Annotated in this window: 14 protein-coding genes, 1 rRNA gene and 1 riboswitch; of the genes, 12 read left to right on the plus strand and 3 right to left on the minus strand. The window is 69.6% G+C overall.

Going from position 1 to position 15,475, the window contains the following annotated elements:
- Positions 1-25 precede the first annotated feature (25 nt).
- From rrf to AMK21_RS23780, 11 genes are all read left to right on the plus strand, one after another.
- Positions 26-142: ribosomal RNA gene (rrf, locus tag AMK21_RS23730) — 5S ribosomal RNA — on the plus strand.
- A gap of 165 nt (positions 143-307) precedes the next feature.
- Positions 308-916 (plus strand): CDP-alcohol phosphatidyltransferase family protein, encoded by a 609-nt coding sequence (locus AMK21_RS23735; protein ID WP_073881184.1) that lies wholly within the window; start codon positions 308-310, stop codon positions 914-916.
- A 115-nt stretch (positions 917-1,031) separates the two neighbouring features.
- Complete coding sequence (locus tag AMK21_RS23740) at positions 1,032-3,527, plus strand: mannose-1-phosphate guanyltransferase (RefSeq protein ID WP_015607273.1); 2,496 nt, start codon at positions 1,032-1,034, stop codon at positions 3,525-3,527.
- 100 nt (positions 3,528-3,627) lie between these two features.
- Positions 3,628-4,542, plus strand: a complete 915-nt coding sequence (locus AMK21_RS23745) for a DUF881 domain-containing protein (protein WP_079181236.1) — start codon at positions 3,628-3,630, stop codon at positions 4,540-4,542.
- Complete coding sequence (locus AMK21_RS23750; RefSeq protein ID WP_003970459.1) at positions 4,539-4,871, plus strand: small basic family protein; 333 nt, start codon at positions 4,539-4,541, stop codon at positions 4,869-4,871. The genes AMK21_RS23745 and AMK21_RS23750 overlap by 4 nt, the downstream gene beginning before the upstream one ends.
- 5 nt (positions 4,872-4,876) lie before the next feature.
- Positions 4,877-5,698, plus strand: a complete 822-nt coding sequence (locus AMK21_RS23755) for a DUF881 domain-containing protein (RefSeq protein WP_073881188.1) — start codon at positions 4,877-4,879, stop codon at positions 5,696-5,698.
- A 190-nt stretch (positions 5,699-5,888) separates the two neighbouring features.
- Positions 5,889-6,674, plus strand: a complete 786-nt coding sequence (locus AMK21_RS23760; RefSeq protein ID WP_073881190.1) for an FHA domain-containing protein — start codon at positions 5,889-5,891, stop codon at positions 6,672-6,674.
- Positions 6,675-6,716: 42 nt separating this feature from the next.
- Positions 6,717-7,460, plus strand: coding sequence for a MerR family transcriptional regulator (locus tag AMK21_RS23765; protein WP_073881192.1), 744 nt, complete (start codon positions 6,717-6,719; stop codon positions 7,458-7,460).
- A gap of 53 nt (positions 7,461-7,513) precedes the next feature.
- The gene (locus tag AMK21_RS23770; RefSeq protein WP_006123076.1) at positions 7,514-7,987 is read left to right on the plus strand and encodes a bifunctional nuclease family protein; all 474 of its coding nucleotides are present in this window, start codon (positions 7,514-7,516) and stop codon (positions 7,985-7,987) included.
- 169 nt (positions 7,988-8,156) lie between these two features.
- On the plus strand, positions 8,157-8,783 hold the full coding sequence (locus AMK21_RS23775; RefSeq protein WP_073881194.1) for a MerR family transcriptional regulator: 627 nt from the start codon (positions 8,157-8,159) through the stop codon (positions 8,781-8,783).
- 88 nt (positions 8,784-8,871) lie between these two features.
- The gene (locus tag AMK21_RS23780) at positions 8,872-10,329 is read left to right on the plus strand and encodes a DNA polymerase IV (RefSeq protein WP_073881196.1); all 1,458 of its coding nucleotides are present in this window, start codon (positions 8,872-8,874) and stop codon (positions 10,327-10,329) included.
- On the opposite strand, the gene AMK21_RS23785 is transcribed toward AMK21_RS23780, so the two are convergent.
- A complete protein-coding gene (locus tag AMK21_RS23785; protein WP_073881478.1) occupies positions 10,251-10,622 on the minus strand; it encodes a PRC-barrel domain-containing protein in 372 nt (123 codons plus the stop codon). The two genes, AMK21_RS23780 and AMK21_RS23785, sit on opposite strands and share 79 nt — an antisense overlap.
- 155 nt (positions 10,623-10,777) lie before the next feature.
- Positions 10,778-10,876: riboswitch (glycine riboswitch) on the plus strand.
- A 193-nt stretch (positions 10,877-11,069) separates the two neighbouring features.
- Here AMK21_RS23785 and gcvP point away from each other — a divergent pair.
- On the plus strand, positions 11,070-13,955 hold the full coding sequence (gene gcvP / locus AMK21_RS23790; RefSeq protein ID WP_073881198.1) for an aminomethyl-transferring glycine dehydrogenase: 2,886 nt from the start codon (positions 11,070-11,072) through the stop codon (positions 13,953-13,955).
- Positions 13,956-14,049: 94 nt separating this feature from the next.
- Here gcvP and AMK21_RS23795 read toward each other — a convergent pair whose 3' ends face one another.
- Both AMK21_RS23795 and AMK21_RS23800 read right to left on the minus strand, forming a co-directional pair.
- Entirely contained in the window at positions 14,050-14,256 is a 207-nt protein-coding gene (locus AMK21_RS23795; RefSeq protein WP_018516173.1) for a DUF5999 family protein, read from the minus strand.
- 323 nt (positions 14,257-14,579) lie between these two features.
- Complete coding sequence (locus AMK21_RS23800; RefSeq protein ID WP_073881200.1) at positions 14,580-15,173, minus strand: hypothetical protein; 594 nt, start codon at positions 15,171-15,173, stop codon at positions 14,580-14,582.
- Positions 15,174-15,475: the final 302 nt, after the last annotated feature.

Consider the following 15,475-nt stretch of genomic DNA (forward strand, 5'->3'; position numbering starts at 1 on the left):
CCGGTGTTGGTTAATTTCATAGTGTTTCGGTGGTCATTGCGTTAGGGAAACGCCCGGTTACATTCCGAACCCGGAAGCTAAGCCTTTCAGCGCCGATGGTACTGCAGGGGGGACCCTGTGGGAGAGTAGGACGCCGCCGAACAATTTTTCCGGGAAAGCCCCGCACCGTATGGTGCGGGGCTTTCCTGCGTTTCGAACCCATAGCAGCCTCCACTTCCACCTGCGCCCACCCCTGTGCGGGTGTCGGCCGACGCTGAGGGTAAGGTCGGGGAGCATCATTCGCACGTTCTTCACAGGAGGCTCCCGGGTGGAGGTCCAGGAGACTCGGGTCCAGACGGACCGGGTCCTCACCATCCCCAACATCCTCAGCATGGCTCGCCTTGTCGGGGTACCGCTCTTCCTGTGGCTGATTCTCCGCCCCGTGTTCGGCGGCCCCAACAGCGACGGCTGGGCGCTGCTGGTGCTGATGCTCAGCGGCATCAGCGACTACCTCGACGGCAAGCTCGCCCGCCGGTGGAACCAGATCAGCAGTCTCGGCCGGCTCCTGGACCCGGCCGCCGACCGCCTCTACATCCTCTCGACCCTTCTCGGCCTCACCTGGCGCGAGATCCTGCCTCTCTGGCTCACCGCGGCCCTGCTGGCCCGTGAGCTGATGCTCCTCGTGATGGTGGCCATCCTGCGGCGCCACGGCTATCCGCCGCCGCAAGTCAACTTCCTCGGGAAAGCTGCAACTTTCAACCTGATGTACGCGTTCCCCTTGTTGCTGCTCAGCGGCGGGAGTGGTTGGCTGGCTACTATGGCCGCCATTTTCGGATGGGCGTTCGCAGGATGGGGTACAACGCTGTATTGGTGGGCAGGAATCCTTTACGTGGTCCAGGTCCGCCGACTCGTCAAGGCGGATGCAGTAGCCGATTGAGCTCGTTGATGCGGTGCCGTGCAGTGTGGCCGGCCCGCGGCGTGATGACTTGAATGTGATGCCCCGACGGGCGAACTCGGCTGACCGTCGTCTCTTCTAGGAGGACGTTTCCGACATGAAGGCCGTCGTGATGGCTGGTGGCGAAGGCACACGCCTGCGCCCCATGACCTCGAGCATGCCCAAGCCGCTCCTGCCCGTGGCCAATCGGCCGATCATGGAGCATGTACTGCGGCTTCTCAAGCGGCATGGGCTCAATGAAACAGTAGTGACCGTCCAGTTCCTGGCCTCCCTCGTCAAGAACTATTTCGGGGACGGCGAGGAGCTCGGGATGGAGCTCACCTATGCCAACGAGGAGAAGCCACTCGGCACCGCGGGGAGCGTGAAGAACGCCGAGGAGGCGTTGAAGGACGACACCTTCCTCGTTATTTCCGGTGACGCGCTCACCGACTTCGACCTCACCGACCTCATCGCCTTCCACAAGGAGAAGGGCGGACTCGTCACGGTCTGTCTGACCCGGGTCCCCAATCCGCTGGAATTCGGCATCACCATCGTCGACGAAAACGGCCAGGTCGAACGCTTCCTGGAGAAGCCGACCTGGGGCCAGGTCTTCTCGGACACGGTGAACACGGGCATCTACGTGATGGAGCCCGAGGTCTTCGACTACGTCCAGGCCGATACCTCTGTGGACTGGTCGGGTGACGTCTTCCCGCAGCTGATGAAGGAAGGCAAACCGATCTACGGCTATATCGCCGAGGGCTACTGGGAAGACGTCGGTACGCACGAGAGCTATGTGAAGGCCCAGGCCGACGTCCTGGAGCGCAAGGTCGACGTGGAGCTCGACGGCTTCGAGATCTCGCCCGGCGTGTGGGTGGCCGAAGGCGCGGAGGTCCATCCGGACGCCGTGCTCCGCGGGCCGCTGTACATCGGTGACTATGCCAAGGTCGAGGCGGACGTCGAGATCCGTGAGCATACCGTCGTGGGCTCCAACGTCGTCGTCAAGACCGGCGCCTTTCTCCATAAGGCCGTGGTCCACGACAACGTCTACATCGGACAGCACAGCAACCTCCGGGGCTGCGTGGTCGGCAAGAACACCGACATCATGCGTGCGGCACGGATCGAGGACGGTGCTGTCATCGGTGACGAATGTCTGGTCGGCGAGGAGTCGATCATCCAGGGCAACGTGCGGGTGTACCCGTTCAAGACCATCGAGGCCGGTGCGTTCGTCAACACCTCGGTGATCTGGGAGTCCCGTGGGCAGGCGCATCTCTTCGGGGCGCGTGGCGTCTCCGGGATCCTGAACGTCGAGATCACCCCCGAGCTGGCGGTCCGGCTGGCGGGTGCCTACGCAACGACCCTCAAGAAGGGGTCGACGGTCACGACTGCCCGTGACCACTCCCGAGGCGCGCGCGCCCTCAAGCGAGCCGTCATCTCGGCGCTCCAGGCCAGCGCCATCGACGTACGCGACCTGGAGAACGTACCGCTGCCCGTGGCCCGCCAGCAGACGGCGCGAGGCAGTGCGGGCGGCATCATGATCCGTACGTCGCCGGGGGTGCCCGACTCGGTGGACATCATGTTCATCGACGAGCGGGGCGCCGACCTCTCGCAGGCCCAGCAGCGCAAGCTGGACCGCGTCTACGCCCGTCAGGAGTACCGCAGGGCCTTCCCCGGGGAGATCGGGGACCTGCACTTCCCGTCCAGCGTCTTCGACTCGTACACCGGCTCCCTGCTCCGTAACGTGGACATCGCGGGGATCGCCGACTCCGGGCTCAAGGTCGTCGTCGACGCCTCCAACGGTTCCGCCGGGCTCGTTCTGCCGAGCCTGCTCGGACGGCTCGGGGTGGACGCTCTGACGATCAACCCGGGGCTCGACGAATCGCGCCCCACCGAGTCCGCCGAGACGCGCCGTGCCGGCCTCGTCAGGCTCGGGGAGATCGTCTCCTCGGCGCGGGCAGCCTTCGGCGTCCGGTTCGACCCGGTCGGTGAGCGGCTCTCCCTCGTGGACGAGCTGGGCCGGATCATCGAGGACGACCGGGCCCTGCTGGTCATGCTGGATCTCGTCGCCGCAGAGCGGCGCAGCGGACGGGTCGCCCTGCCGGTGACCACCACGCGCGTCGCCGAGCAGGTGGCGGCTTACCACGGCACCCAGGTGGAGTGGACGACCACCTCGCCCGACGACCTGACCCGGGTGGGACGCGAAGAGACCACCATCTTCGGAGGAGACGGGCGCGGCGGGTTCATCGTTCCCGAATTCAGCAGCGTCTTCGACGGGACGGCCGCATTCGTCCGGCTCATCGGCCTCGTCGCCCGGACCCAGCTCACCCTGAGCCAGATCGACGCCCGTATTCCGCGGGCCCACGTCCTGCGCCGCGACCTCGCGACGCCCTGGGCGGTCAAGGGCCTCGTCATGCGCAGCGTCGTCGAGGCCGCCGGGGACCGCAGCGTGGACACCACGGACGGCGTCCGGGTGGTCGAGGCGGACGGACGGTGGATCATGGTGCTGCCCGACCGGGCGGAGGCCGTCACCCATCTGTGGGCGGAAGGCCCGGACGACGCCTCCGCACAGGCGCTGCTCGACGAGTGGTCCGCCGTGGTGGAGAGCGCGGGCGAGTGACCTCCTGAAGCCGGTGCACCGGAACTCCCTGTCCAGGGCGCTGCGGTGCACCGGTGGGGCCATTCGGCGGCAGCCGTGGTGACGTGCGACGATGTGCGGCATGTCGCAGCAGCCCCCCGATCGGAGCACACCCTCGCCGCCCGCACGCCCCGACGCCTCCATGTCGCTGCTGAACAACGTGATGGACCACAGCCTCGACGACGGCTACGCGGAGGCCTCGGCCCGCCGCAGGGCCGACGGGAGCGCGGGCCTGCCCCGTACGCTCAAGTCGAAGCTCGGTCTCGCCGCCGGTCTTGTGGTGGCCGCCCTCGTGGTCACCCTCGGAGCCGCTGAGGCACGGGTGTCGGCGCCGGTCGTCGCGAAGGAACGCGAAGAGCTGATCGACCGTATCAACGCCGAGACCCGGGCGGCCGACACACTCGAGTCCGATGTCGACAAGCTCCGCAGCGACGTGAGCGAGCGGCAGCGCAAGGCTCTGGAACAGCACGGCGGGGACCAGGGGGAGTTGGTGGCCCTGCTGTCCGGGGCGACCCCGGTCGAGGGCCCCGGGGTGAAGCTCGTCGTGGACGACGCCAAGAACACCGACCAGGGCGGGGGCGGGCCCCGCGAGTCGTCGAGCTTCTCCGACACGGGCCGGGTGCGCGACCGGGACATGCAGCGGGTCGTCAACGGCCTGTGGGAGTCCGGCGCCGAGGCCATCGCCATCAATGGGCAAAGGCTGACGGCGCTGTCGGCGATCCGCGCAGCGGGCGACGCCATACTGGTCGACAACAGGCCGCTCGTACCGCCGTACACGGTGCTCGCGGTGGGGGACGGGAAGAATCTCGCCGCCGCGTTCCGGGACAGCGCCGACGGCCAGTACCTGAACGCGCTCAAGGAGAGCTTCGACATCCGCACCAGCTCGTCCGATCAGGCCGAGGTGCGGCTCCCGGCCGCACCGAGCCTGATCGTCCGTACAGCAGAGCCGAAGGCCGCCGGCAGTGATGCGGCAGAATCAGGGAAGGGCACATCGTGATCGCCGTACTGGGCCTCGTCGTGGGAGTCGTGGTCGGACTGTTGGTCCGGCCCGAAGTACCGGCGGTGGTCGAGCCCTATCTCCCGATCGCCGTGGTCGCCGCGCTCGACGCGGTCTTCGGAGGTCTGCGGGCCATGCTCGACGGCATCTTCGTCGACAAGGTCTTCGTGGTGTCGTTCCTCTCCAACGTCGTCGTCGCCGCACTGATCGTGTTCCTGGGCGACAAACTGGGTGTCGGCGCGCAACTCTCCACCGGTGTGGTGGTCGTGCTCGGCATCCGGATCTTCTCCAACGCCGCCGCGATCCGCCGGCACGTCTTCCGGGCTTGAGGCCGATGAACAACGACGAGAACCCGCGCAGCCAACAGCCCGAACAGCCGGACGCCGGTCCGTCCGGCGTCCCGGACGCGCCTGTACAGCCGCCCGCCGCCGAGGGGGTCTCCGGACGCCAGAGACTGCTCGCGGGCCTGTGGCCGCCCCGGGTGAGCCGGGCCCAACTCATCGTCGCCGTGCTGCTGTTCGGGCTCGGCCTGGGGCTGGCCATCCAGGTGCGGTCCACCAGCGACGACAGCGCGCTGCGCGGCGCGCGGCAGGAGGACCTGGTCCGGATCCTCGACGAGGTCGATGACCGGACCCAGCGCCTGGAGGACGAGAAGCAGCGTCTGGACGCCCAGCGCACCGAGCTGGAGAACAGCTCGGACCAGGCCGAGGAGGCCCGGAAACAGACGTTGGAGAAGGAACGCCAGCTGGGGATCCTCGCGGGTACGGTGGCGGCCCAGGGCCCCGGCATCACGCTGACGATCAGTGACCCCTCCGGCGCGGTCGCCCCGGACAAGCTGCTCGACACGGTCCAGGAGCTGCGCGCGGCGGGAGCCGAGGCCATCGAGGTCAACGGTGTCCGGGTGGTGGCCAACACGTACTTCTCAGGAGAGGGCGGTGACATCCAGGTGGACGGCAGGAAGATCGAAGCACCGTACGAGTTCAAGGTGATCGGCAAGCCACAGGACCTGGAGCCCGCCCTCAACATTCCCGGAGGCGTGGTGCAGACGCTCGAGAAGGAGCAGGCCACGGCGGTGGTGGAGCGCTCCGGGGACATCGTCGTCGACGCCTTGCGACCGGCGAAGCGGCCTGACTACGCTCGGTCGTCGTCCCCGTGAGCGCGCCGGGCCGAAGGGCTGATGGACGAGGGGGCGAAGTTGCGGGGGGTCGGCGCACCGGATTGGTGGTGCGTGGTGGAAACTGTCGGGTGGATACGGACGTTGTGAAGGTGTCCGGCTCGGCAGGTGTGTTCATTCAGGGTTCGTCCTGCCCCACGGGCGGGTCTATGTCGGTCAAGGGGAATCGCCCGTGAAGTTTTTTGCGAAGTTGTTCGGGAAGAGCGCCCGCGAGGACAGCAACAGTGCTGCCCGCCACCGTGCTCCGCGCCACGGCCAGGGCGAGGAGCAGGAGGCGGAGCGTCCGCTCTTCCGCGATGAGGTGTCCGGTGACGCCACTCAGGCCGGGCTCAGCGTGTCGTCCGTTGACCCTGCCGGTGCCGGCCGCATAGGTTTCGGCGAACCATCAACCTCACGTTCGGGTGGAGGGTTCACCCCGGAGGGCTCGTCGATGCCGGTCTGCACGAGGTGCGGCCACCGCAATGCGGAGGCCAGCCGATTCTGCTCCAACTGCGGCGCGCCGTTGCGGGGCGGAGTCCCCGAGCGTGCCTCGGAGACGACGTCCACGATCTCCATCTCCGGTCTTGAGGCGTACGAGGCCGAGGCGACGGGTCAGACGGCTCTGCCCTCGCTCTCCCCGGAAGCCCAGGCGGCCGTCGACGCGCTGCCCGGAGGTTCGGCGCTGCTGGTCGTGCGCCGCGGCCCCAATTCCGGCAGCCGCTTCCTGCTGGACAGCGACCTCACCACCGCGGGCCGTCACCCGCAGAGCGACATCTTTCTCGACGACGTGACCGTGTCGCGGCGTCATGTGGAGTTCCGCAGGGGTCCGGACGGTAGCTTCACGGTGGGTGACGTCGGCAGCCTCAACGGCACCTATGTCAACCGCGAGCGCATCGATTCGGTCCTGCTGTCCAACGGCGACGAAGTCCAGATCGGAAAGTACCGCCTGGTCTTCTACGCGAGCCCGCGGGGCGTGTGACCAGCCCCCGGACCCTGTCCGGGGGAATCCCCAGGAAGGCCCATGCTGCGAACACCGACAGGCGGTCCCGGTGACGGTACCGCCACCGCGGACGCGCGCTGGGTGAGCATCGGAACGGTACTCACCCGGCTGCGCGAAGAGTTTCCGGAAGTCACGATCTCCAAGATCCGCTTTCTGGAGGCCGAGGGGCTCATCGAGCCGCAGCGGACTCCCTCCGGGTACCGGAAGTTCGCTCCCGGCGATGTGGAGCGCCTCGCGCAGGTGCTTCGCATGCAGCGGGACCACTATCTGCCGCTCAAGGTCATCCGGGAGCACCTGGACGCCCTGGCTCGGGGGGAGCAGCCGGCGCTGCCCTCGCCGGGCGGTCAGCGCGCCCTCGGCGACGCCGTGTGGGATTCCGGCCCGGGTAAGGCCACCGCCGCGCGGATCGGGCGCGCCGAGCTCCTGGCGGCCGCCCAGGTCGACGAGGAGCAGCTGGAGGAGTGGGAGTCCTACGGGCTCATCGTCCCGGCTCCTGAGGGCGGCTACGACTCCGAGATGGTGACCGTGGCCAGGCTGGTGGCGGATCTGGGGCGATTCGGCCTGGAACCCCGCCATCTGCGCGCCATGCGCGCCTCCGCGGACCGTGAGGCGGGGCTGGTGGAGCAGCTGGTCGCGCCCCTGCGCCTGCACCGCAATCCGCAGACCAGGGCCCATGCCGAGACCACGGCGAACGAGCTGGCCGAGCTCTCCGTACGGCTGCACGCGGCGCTCGTCCAGAGCGCTCTGCGGAGCCGTCTGCACTGAGCTCGGGGGAGCCCGACTACCCAAACATGGCGAGCACGTCCTAGGGTTGCTGTGTGAACGAGCTCGACGTTGTCGGTGTCCGGGTGGAAATGCCCTCCAACCAACCGATCGTTCTCCTGCGTGAAGTGGGAGGCGACCGGTACCTCCCCATTTGGATCGGTCCTGGGGAGGCGACCGCCATTGCCTTCGCCCAGCAGGGCATGGCTCCGGCCAGGCCGCTGACCCATGACTTGTTCAAGGATGTGCTCGAGGCCGTGGGCCAGGAGCTCACCGAGGTCCGCATCACGGACCTTCGCGAAGGGGTCTTCTACGCGGAGCTCGTCTTCGCCAGCGGGGTCGAGGTGAGCGCCCGGCCGTCCGACGCCATAGCGCTCGCCCTGCGGACCGGCACGCCGATCTACGGCAGTGACGGCGTGCTGGACGATGCGGGCATCGCGATTCCCGACGAGCAGGAGGACGAGGTGGAGAAGTTCCGCGAATTCCTCGACCAGATCTCACCGGAGGACTTCGGTACCAACAGCCAGTGACCCGTCCCGCAAGGGTGTCGTCAGCGCATCCGACAAGCCTTTCCCGGTAGCGAGACACGGGAAACCACCCTCAGGGTGATTATCACTCGGCGTGCCGAGTGTGGCGATCGTTGACGCACCCCCAGTGACTGCCTACCTTCGAGTGGGCAGGTCAAGGACGGAGGTCGGCGTGAGAAGCAGCGGCGACGGTACGGCGGCGGGTGGGCCGTATCCGCAGCACGGCAGTGGAGCCGACCACGCCATCAGGCAGCCGGTTCAGCCGGCAGCGATGGCAGCGGGCGGCGTGGCAGCGGCGAGCGGTGCCGGCGACATCGGCTATCGCGGACCGACGGCGTGCGCGGCGGCGGGGATCACCTACCGCCAGCTGGACTACTGGGCGCGTACGGGGCTGGTCGAGCCGAGCGTGCGGCCGGCCTACGGGTCGGGGACCCAGCGACTCTACAGTTTCCGGGACGTGGTCCTCCTCAAGATCGTCAAGCGGTTCCTCGACACCGGGGTCGCTCTGCAGAACATCCGCACCACGGTCCAGCACCTGCGGGCCCGGGGGTTCCAGGATCTTGAGCGCATGACGCTGATGAGCGACGGGGCGACGGTCTACGAGTGCTCATCCCCCGACGAGGTCGTCAGCCTCCTCCAGGGTGGTCAGGGCGTCTTCGGGATCGCCGTCGGCGTCGTCTGGCGGGATGTGGAAGCGGCGCTCTCCCAGCTCCACGGCGAGCGGGTCGACACCGGTGAGACCCTCATCGGCAACAACCCGGCCGACGAGCTGGCCCGGCGCCGCAACCGCGCCGGATGAGCGGCTGAGCGTACGGAACGGGGCGGCCCGGCACTCCACGGAGTGCCGGGCCGCCCCGTTGTCAGTGGCGTAGGGCAGCATCGACGGTGTGAGACCCGCGCCGACCATCCTTCACCTGGACATGGATGCCTTCTACGCCTCGGCGGAGCAGGCGGCCAAGCCCAGCCTGCGCGGGAAGGCGGTCGTGGTGGGCGGCCTCGGACCCCGTGGGGTCGTCGCCACCGCCTCGTACGAAGCACGGGTTCTGGGCGTCCACTCCGCGATGCCGACGGCCCAGGCCAGACGCCTCGCGCCGAACGCCGCCTATCTGGTGCCCCGCTTCTCGCTCTACCGATCGGTGAGCGAGCAGGTGATGGAGCTCCTGGGGCGGCTCTCACCGCTCGTGGAGCCGCTGAGTCTGGACGAGGCCTTCGTCGACCTGGAGGCGGGCGGGGTCGCGGACGACACGGCGTCGGCCCGCAGGACGGGGGAGCGGCTGCGTACGGCCATCCGGGAGGTGACCGGGCTGAGCGGGTCGGTCGGCCTCGCCGGTTCGAAGATGCTCGCCAAGATCGCCTCCGAGCAGGCCAAGCCGGACGGCCTGGTGCTCATCGAGCCGGGCACCGAGCGCGAGCTGCTGGCCCCGCTGTCCGTACGGACGCTGCCCGGCGTCGGGCCCGCCACCGGGGACCACCTCCGGCGCGCCGGCATGACCACCGTCCACGACCTCGCGGAGGCCGGCGAGGCCGAGCTCGTCCGGCTGGTCGGCAAGGCCCACGGCCACGGCCTCTACCGGATGGCGCTCGGGCTCGACGACCGGCCGGTGGTCGCCGAGCGGGACGCCAAGTCCGTATCGGTCGAGGACACCTTCGATGTCGACCTGCACGACCGGGTGAGGGTGCGCGCCGAGGTGGAGCGGCTGGCCGTGCGGTGCGTGGAGCGGCTGCGCTCCGCCGACCGGTCGGGGCGCACGGTGGTGCTGAAGGTGCGCCGCTACGACTTCTCCACCCTGACCCGCTCCGAGACCCTCAGAGGCCCCACGGACGACCCCACGGTGGTCCGTGAGGCGGCCGCGAGGCTGCTGGAGGCAGTGGACACCACCGGTGGTGTACGGCTCCTGGGCGTGGGTGTCACGGGGCTCGCTGACTTCACGCAGGAGGATCTGTTCGCGCAGGCCGCGGACGCGCGGGAGCTGGCGGCGCGGGCGGAGACGCCTGAGAAGCCGGTCGCCGATGAGAGCGGGCGACCGGTGGACGAGGAACCCGCGCGGGATAGCGCGGAGCAGCTCGCCGCCCGGCGCTGGCCCGCCGGACACGACGTACGCCACACCGTGCACGGACACGGCTGGGTGCAGGGGAGCGGGGTGGGCCGGGTGACGGTCCGGTTCGAGGAGCCCGGGGGGCCGGTCGGCCGGGTCGTCACGTTCCGCATCGACGACCCGGAGCTCAGTCCGGCCGATCCGCTGCCGCTGGTCCGCGACCCGGTCGACTACTCCTCCTGGCCGGCCAGCCTGCCGAAGTCACGGTCAGGGCCGGTCTCCGCCGCCGGCGGGGAGTCCAGACCGTAGTGGCGGTAGAGCTGCAGCTCCTGCTCCGGGGAGAGGTGCCGCCCGACGCCGAAGTCCGGGGCGTCCTTGATCAGCGCGCGGTCGAACGGGACCCGCAGCTCGTCCTCGACGAACTCGCTCGGCTCCAGCGGGACGAAGGCGTCCCTGCTGAACAGGCCGGTGCGGACGGCCGCCCACTCGGGCACGCCCGTCGCGTCGTCGAGATAGACCTCATCCACCGTTCCGATCTTGGCGCCCTTGTGATCGAAGGCCTTGCGGCCGATCAGGCGGCGCGGATCGATGTCGGTCTGCACGGTGCCTCCCACTGGTCGCTCCGGCTCAAGGGGGCCCCTCGTCACCGCAAGGTGATCCCCTCTCGCTCCACCAGCACCAGACAAGTGCAGATCCGTGGCGTCGGCCACTCGAGGACTCCACGGGGATGGCCGCTGGTAGGCTGGCAGGTGGCTGCTGACCCCGTGCGGGAGAGTCCTCCGGTGCAGAATCCGGGGGGCGCCGAAGGAGCAAATCCTCCCCGGAATCTCTCAGGCCCCCGTACCGCACGGACGAGGTCACTCTGGAAAGCAGGGCGGGTTCGTGCGGGCACATGCCGGGACGGACTCGACCCTCACCGACGGTGAAAGTCGGCACGTCCCCGGGCGGGCCGGTGAAGCTCTCAGGTTGAGATGACAGAGGGGGAGGCCGTTCGGGCACCCGCGCCGTGGTGCCCCTCGCAGGTCGTGACAGACCAGGAGGCCTCCACCATGACCCCCCGTCGCACTCCGCTCTCCCAGCTGGAGCAGGGCATTCCGTTCGAGCAGCGCCACATAGGGCCCGACGCCGGCGCCCAGGCGAAGATGCTCGCCCAGGTCGGCTACGGCTCCCTCGACGAGCTGACCGCCGCCGCGGTGCCCGACGTGATCAAGAGTGCGGAGGCCTTGAACCTTCCCTCGGCGCGCACCGAGGCCGAGGTGCTCGCCGAGCTGCGGTCGCTGGCCGACCGCAACAAGGTGCTCGCCCCGATGATCGGCCTCGGTTACTACGGCACCTTCACGCCGCCCGTCATCCTGCGCAACGTCATGGAGAACCCCGCGTGGTACACGGCCTACACGCCGTACCAGCCGGAGATCTCCCAGGGCCGCCTGGAGGCCCTGCTCAACTTCCAGACGATGGTCGCCGAGCTGACCGGGCTGCCCACCTCCGGCGCCTCCCTGCTCGACGAGGGCACCGCGGCCGCCGAGGCCATGGCGCTCGCCCGGCGCGTCGGCAAGGTGAAGAACGGCGTCTTCCTGATCGACGCCGACACCCTGCCCCAGACCATCGCCGTGATCCAGACCCGCGCCGAGCCGACCGGCGTCGAGGTCGTCGTCGCGGACCTCAGCGACGGCATCCCCGCCGAGATCGCCGAGCGCGGCGTCTTCGGCGTCCTGCTCCAGTACCCGGGCGCCTCCGGTGCCGTGCGCGTCATCGAGCCCGTCATCGAGCAGGCCCACGAGCTCGGCGCGATCGTCACCGTCGCGGCCGATCTGCTGGCCCTCACGCTGCTCACCTCGCCTGGAGACCTCGGCGCCGACATCGCGGTGGGCACCACCCAGCGCTTCGGCGTCCCGATGGGCTTCGGCGGGCCGCACGCCGGCTTCATGGCCGTCCGCGAGAAGTTCGCCCGCTCCCTGCCCGGCCGCCTCGTCGGCGTCTCCGTCGACGCCGACGGCAACAAGGCCTACCGCCTGGCCCTGCAGACCCGCGAGCAGCACATCCGCCGCGAGAAGGCCACCAGCAACATCTGTACGGCGCAGGTGCTGCTCGCCGTCATGGCCGGGATGTACGCCGTCTACCACGGCCCCGACGGACTGCGCACGATCGCCCGGCGCACCCACCGCTACGCCACGATCCTCGCCGAGGGCCTGCGTGCCGCCGGTGCCGAGGTCGTGCACGGCGCCTTCTTCGACACCCTGACCGTCCGGGCGCCCGGCAAGGCCGCGGAGATCGTCGCGGAGGCCCGTGAGCGCGGGGTCAACCTCCGCCGCGTCGACGCCGACCACGTCTCCATCGCCTGCGACGAGACCACCACCCGGTCCCAGCTCTCCGCCGTCTGGGCCGCCTTCGGCGCCGACGCCGACATCGAGGCGCTGGACGGCTCGGCCGCCGACGCGCTGCCCGGGGGACTGCTGCGCTCCGACGACATCCTGGCCCACCCGGTCTTCCACCAGCACCGCTCCGAGACCGCGATGCTGCGCTACCTGCGCAAGCTCGCCGACCGCGACTACGCGCTGGACCGCGGCATGATCCCGCTCGGCTCCTGCACAATGAAGCTGAACGCGACCGCCGAGATGGAGTCCATCACCTGGCCGGAGTTCGGTGCGCTGCACCCGTTCGCCCCGGCCGAGCAGGCGCAGGGCTTCCTCACGCTCATCCGTGAGCTGGAGGAGCGCCTCGCCGAGGTCACCGGGTACGACGCCGTCTCCATCCAGCCGAACGCCGGCTCCCAGGGCGAGTTCGCGGGCCTGCTGGCCGTCCGCGCGTACCACCGGGCCAACGGCGACGACCAGCGCACCGTCTGCCTGATCCCCTCGTCCGCGCACGGCACCAACGCCGCGAGCGCCGTCATGGCGGGCATGAAGGTCGTCGTGGTGAAGACCGCCGACGACGGCGAGGTCGACATCGCGGACCTGCGGGCCAAGATCGAGCAGCACCGCGACGAGCTGGCCGTCCTCATGATCACCTACCCCTCCACGCACGGGGTCTTCGAGGAGCACGTCGCCGACATCTGCGGCGAGGTGCACGACGCGGGCGGCCAGGTCTACGTCGACGGCGCCAACCTCAACGCGCTGGTCGGGCTCGCCAAGCCCGGCAAGTTCGGCGGCGACGTCTCGCACCTGAACCTGCACAAGACGTTCTGCATCCCGCACGGCGGCGGCGGCCCCGGCGTCGGCCCGGTCGGCGTCCGCGCGCACCTCGCCCCGTACCTCCCCAACCACCCGCTCCAGCCCGGCGCGGGCCCGGAGTCCGGCGTGGGCCCGATCTCGGCCGCTCCGTGGGGCTCGGCGGGCATCCTGCCGATCTCGTGGGCGTACGTCCGCCTGATGGGTGGCGAGGGGCTCAAGCGGGCCACGCAGGTCGCCGTGCTGGCCGCCAACTACATCGCCAAGCGCCTGGAGCCGCACTTCCCGATCCTGTACAACGGCCCGGCCGGACTGGTCGCGCACGAGTGCATCGTCGACCTGCGCCCGATCTCCAAAGCGACCGGCGTCTCCATCGACGACGTCGCCAAGCGCCTGATCGACTACGGCTTCCACTCGCCGACCATGTCGTTCCCGGTGGCCGGCACGCTGATGATCGAGCCGACCGAGAGCGAGGACCTCGCGGAGCTCGACCGGTTCTGCGACACCATGATCGCGATCCGCGCCGAGATCGAGAAGGTCGCCTCCGGCGAGTGGAGCGCGGAGGACAACCCGCTGGCCAACGCCCCGCACACCGCGGCCGCGCTGGGCGGCGAGTGGGACCACGGTTACAGCCGTGAGGAGGCCGTCTTCCCGGCCGGGGTGTCCGCCGCGGACAAGTACTGGCCGCCGGTCCGCCGTATCGATGGAGCCTTCGGCGACCGCAACCTGGTCTGCTCCTGCCCGCCGCTGGAGGAGTACGACAACTGACGCGCAGGGGCTCACGCCTGACATGCGTCGGGGCCGGTGCGGGGATCTCCCCGGGCCGGCCCCTTCTCCGTACAGCTTCTTTCTCTGTCCGCCCTCAGGCGGCCTTCACCACGCGGCCCGCCGCCGACGGCCGGTGCGGGGCGATGATCTGCCCGTCCGGCAACAGCTCGCCGGTGTCCTCGAAGAGCAGGACACCGTTGCACAGGAGGCTCCAGCCCTGTTCCGGGTGGTGTGCCGTCAGGCGGGCCGCCTCCCTGTCGGGGGAGTCGGCGGTGGGGCAGGGTGGTTGGTGCTGGCACATGGATGGGTTCTTTCGCTGCGTCGAGTCGAGTGTCCTGCGGCTGGATGAGAGGTTCATGGCCGCCCCCGTATCAGTCGGTCCGGTCCCAGTGTTGCCCTACGGGGGTGATTCCGCAGGGATTTCGCTGCAGCTCCCGTACTCCTCTCATGACGCATCACCCGCGCGGACGGTTCACCGCAACCGCACTGTCCCTTCGGGTGGTTCGGGATGGCCGGGACGGGCTAGTCCGAGTGGGTAGGACGGAGCCCCCGTGATGACCCGTTCCACCACAGCGCGTTCGGGTCACCACGGGGGCCGGTCGCCCGTCGCCCCTCGCCCGCCGGTCAGGCGGAGCTGAGCAGCGGGCCGGGCGCCACCCGCAGGGTCATGACGGGCAGCAGATCGGCGACCCGGTGCGGCCGGTGCGCGGCGATGCCCGGCGGGGCCGGCGCCAGGGGCACCAGGACGTCGGCCGGGGCGAGCACACCGCCGGAGGCGTCGGCGGCACCGTCGTCGGGGTTGTCGCGCAGCCAGAGGGTGAGCATGTACAGCTCGGGGATGGAGAGAAGTCTGGCCTGGTACGCCGTGGGCGAGGCCTCCGCCTGGCGGACCGCGAGCTCCGTCGAGGCGAGGTAGGGGCCCTCGAAGAAGTGCGAGAAGCTCCAGCCGTCCGGCGTGAGCATGGTGTCCGCGGCGGCGATCGCCCGGCCTTCGCTCCGGATCAGGAAGCGCCAGGCCGCGAGGCGGGTTCGGGGTGCGGTCCTGGTTGTGGTGATCCGGTCCAGGACGTGCACGGGAAGCGGCAGTTCGGGGCTGAGCGGTCCCTGGACGTACCGGAGGGCGGAGGTACGCGCCTCGCGGACCGCGGTGGGAGAACCGAGGGCGGCGAGAACGCTGCGCAGGGCGGGCGCGGGAGCCGAGGGGACATGCAGCGGCATGGTGGGTCGCCTCTCACTTGGAGACACGGTGATGCGTGGGCGGGTGCAGACGGCGCTGTCGGCGTGCGGGGCCAGAGGAGGCCGATGACGGGCCGGTTGCGTCAACTCTCTGCCTCGTCAGGCGGAGTTTATACGACAGGTGTTCACTCAGTGTTTCCGCTAGCTGCCGGGGATATTTCGCGCAAGGCGACATCCGGACTTGAAAATGCGGTTTTCCTGGTGATTTGATCGACCGTTTTCGGCTCCGGCCTGCGCCTCTTTCGGCGGAGCGGTAGGCCGAAACTCGTCGGTGTTTCCACCAC

Source organism: Streptomyces sp. CB00316 (assembly GCF_001905595.1).
In the GTDB taxonomy this organism is placed as follows: Bacteria; Actinomycetota; Actinomycetes; order Streptomycetales; family Streptomycetaceae; genus Streptomyces.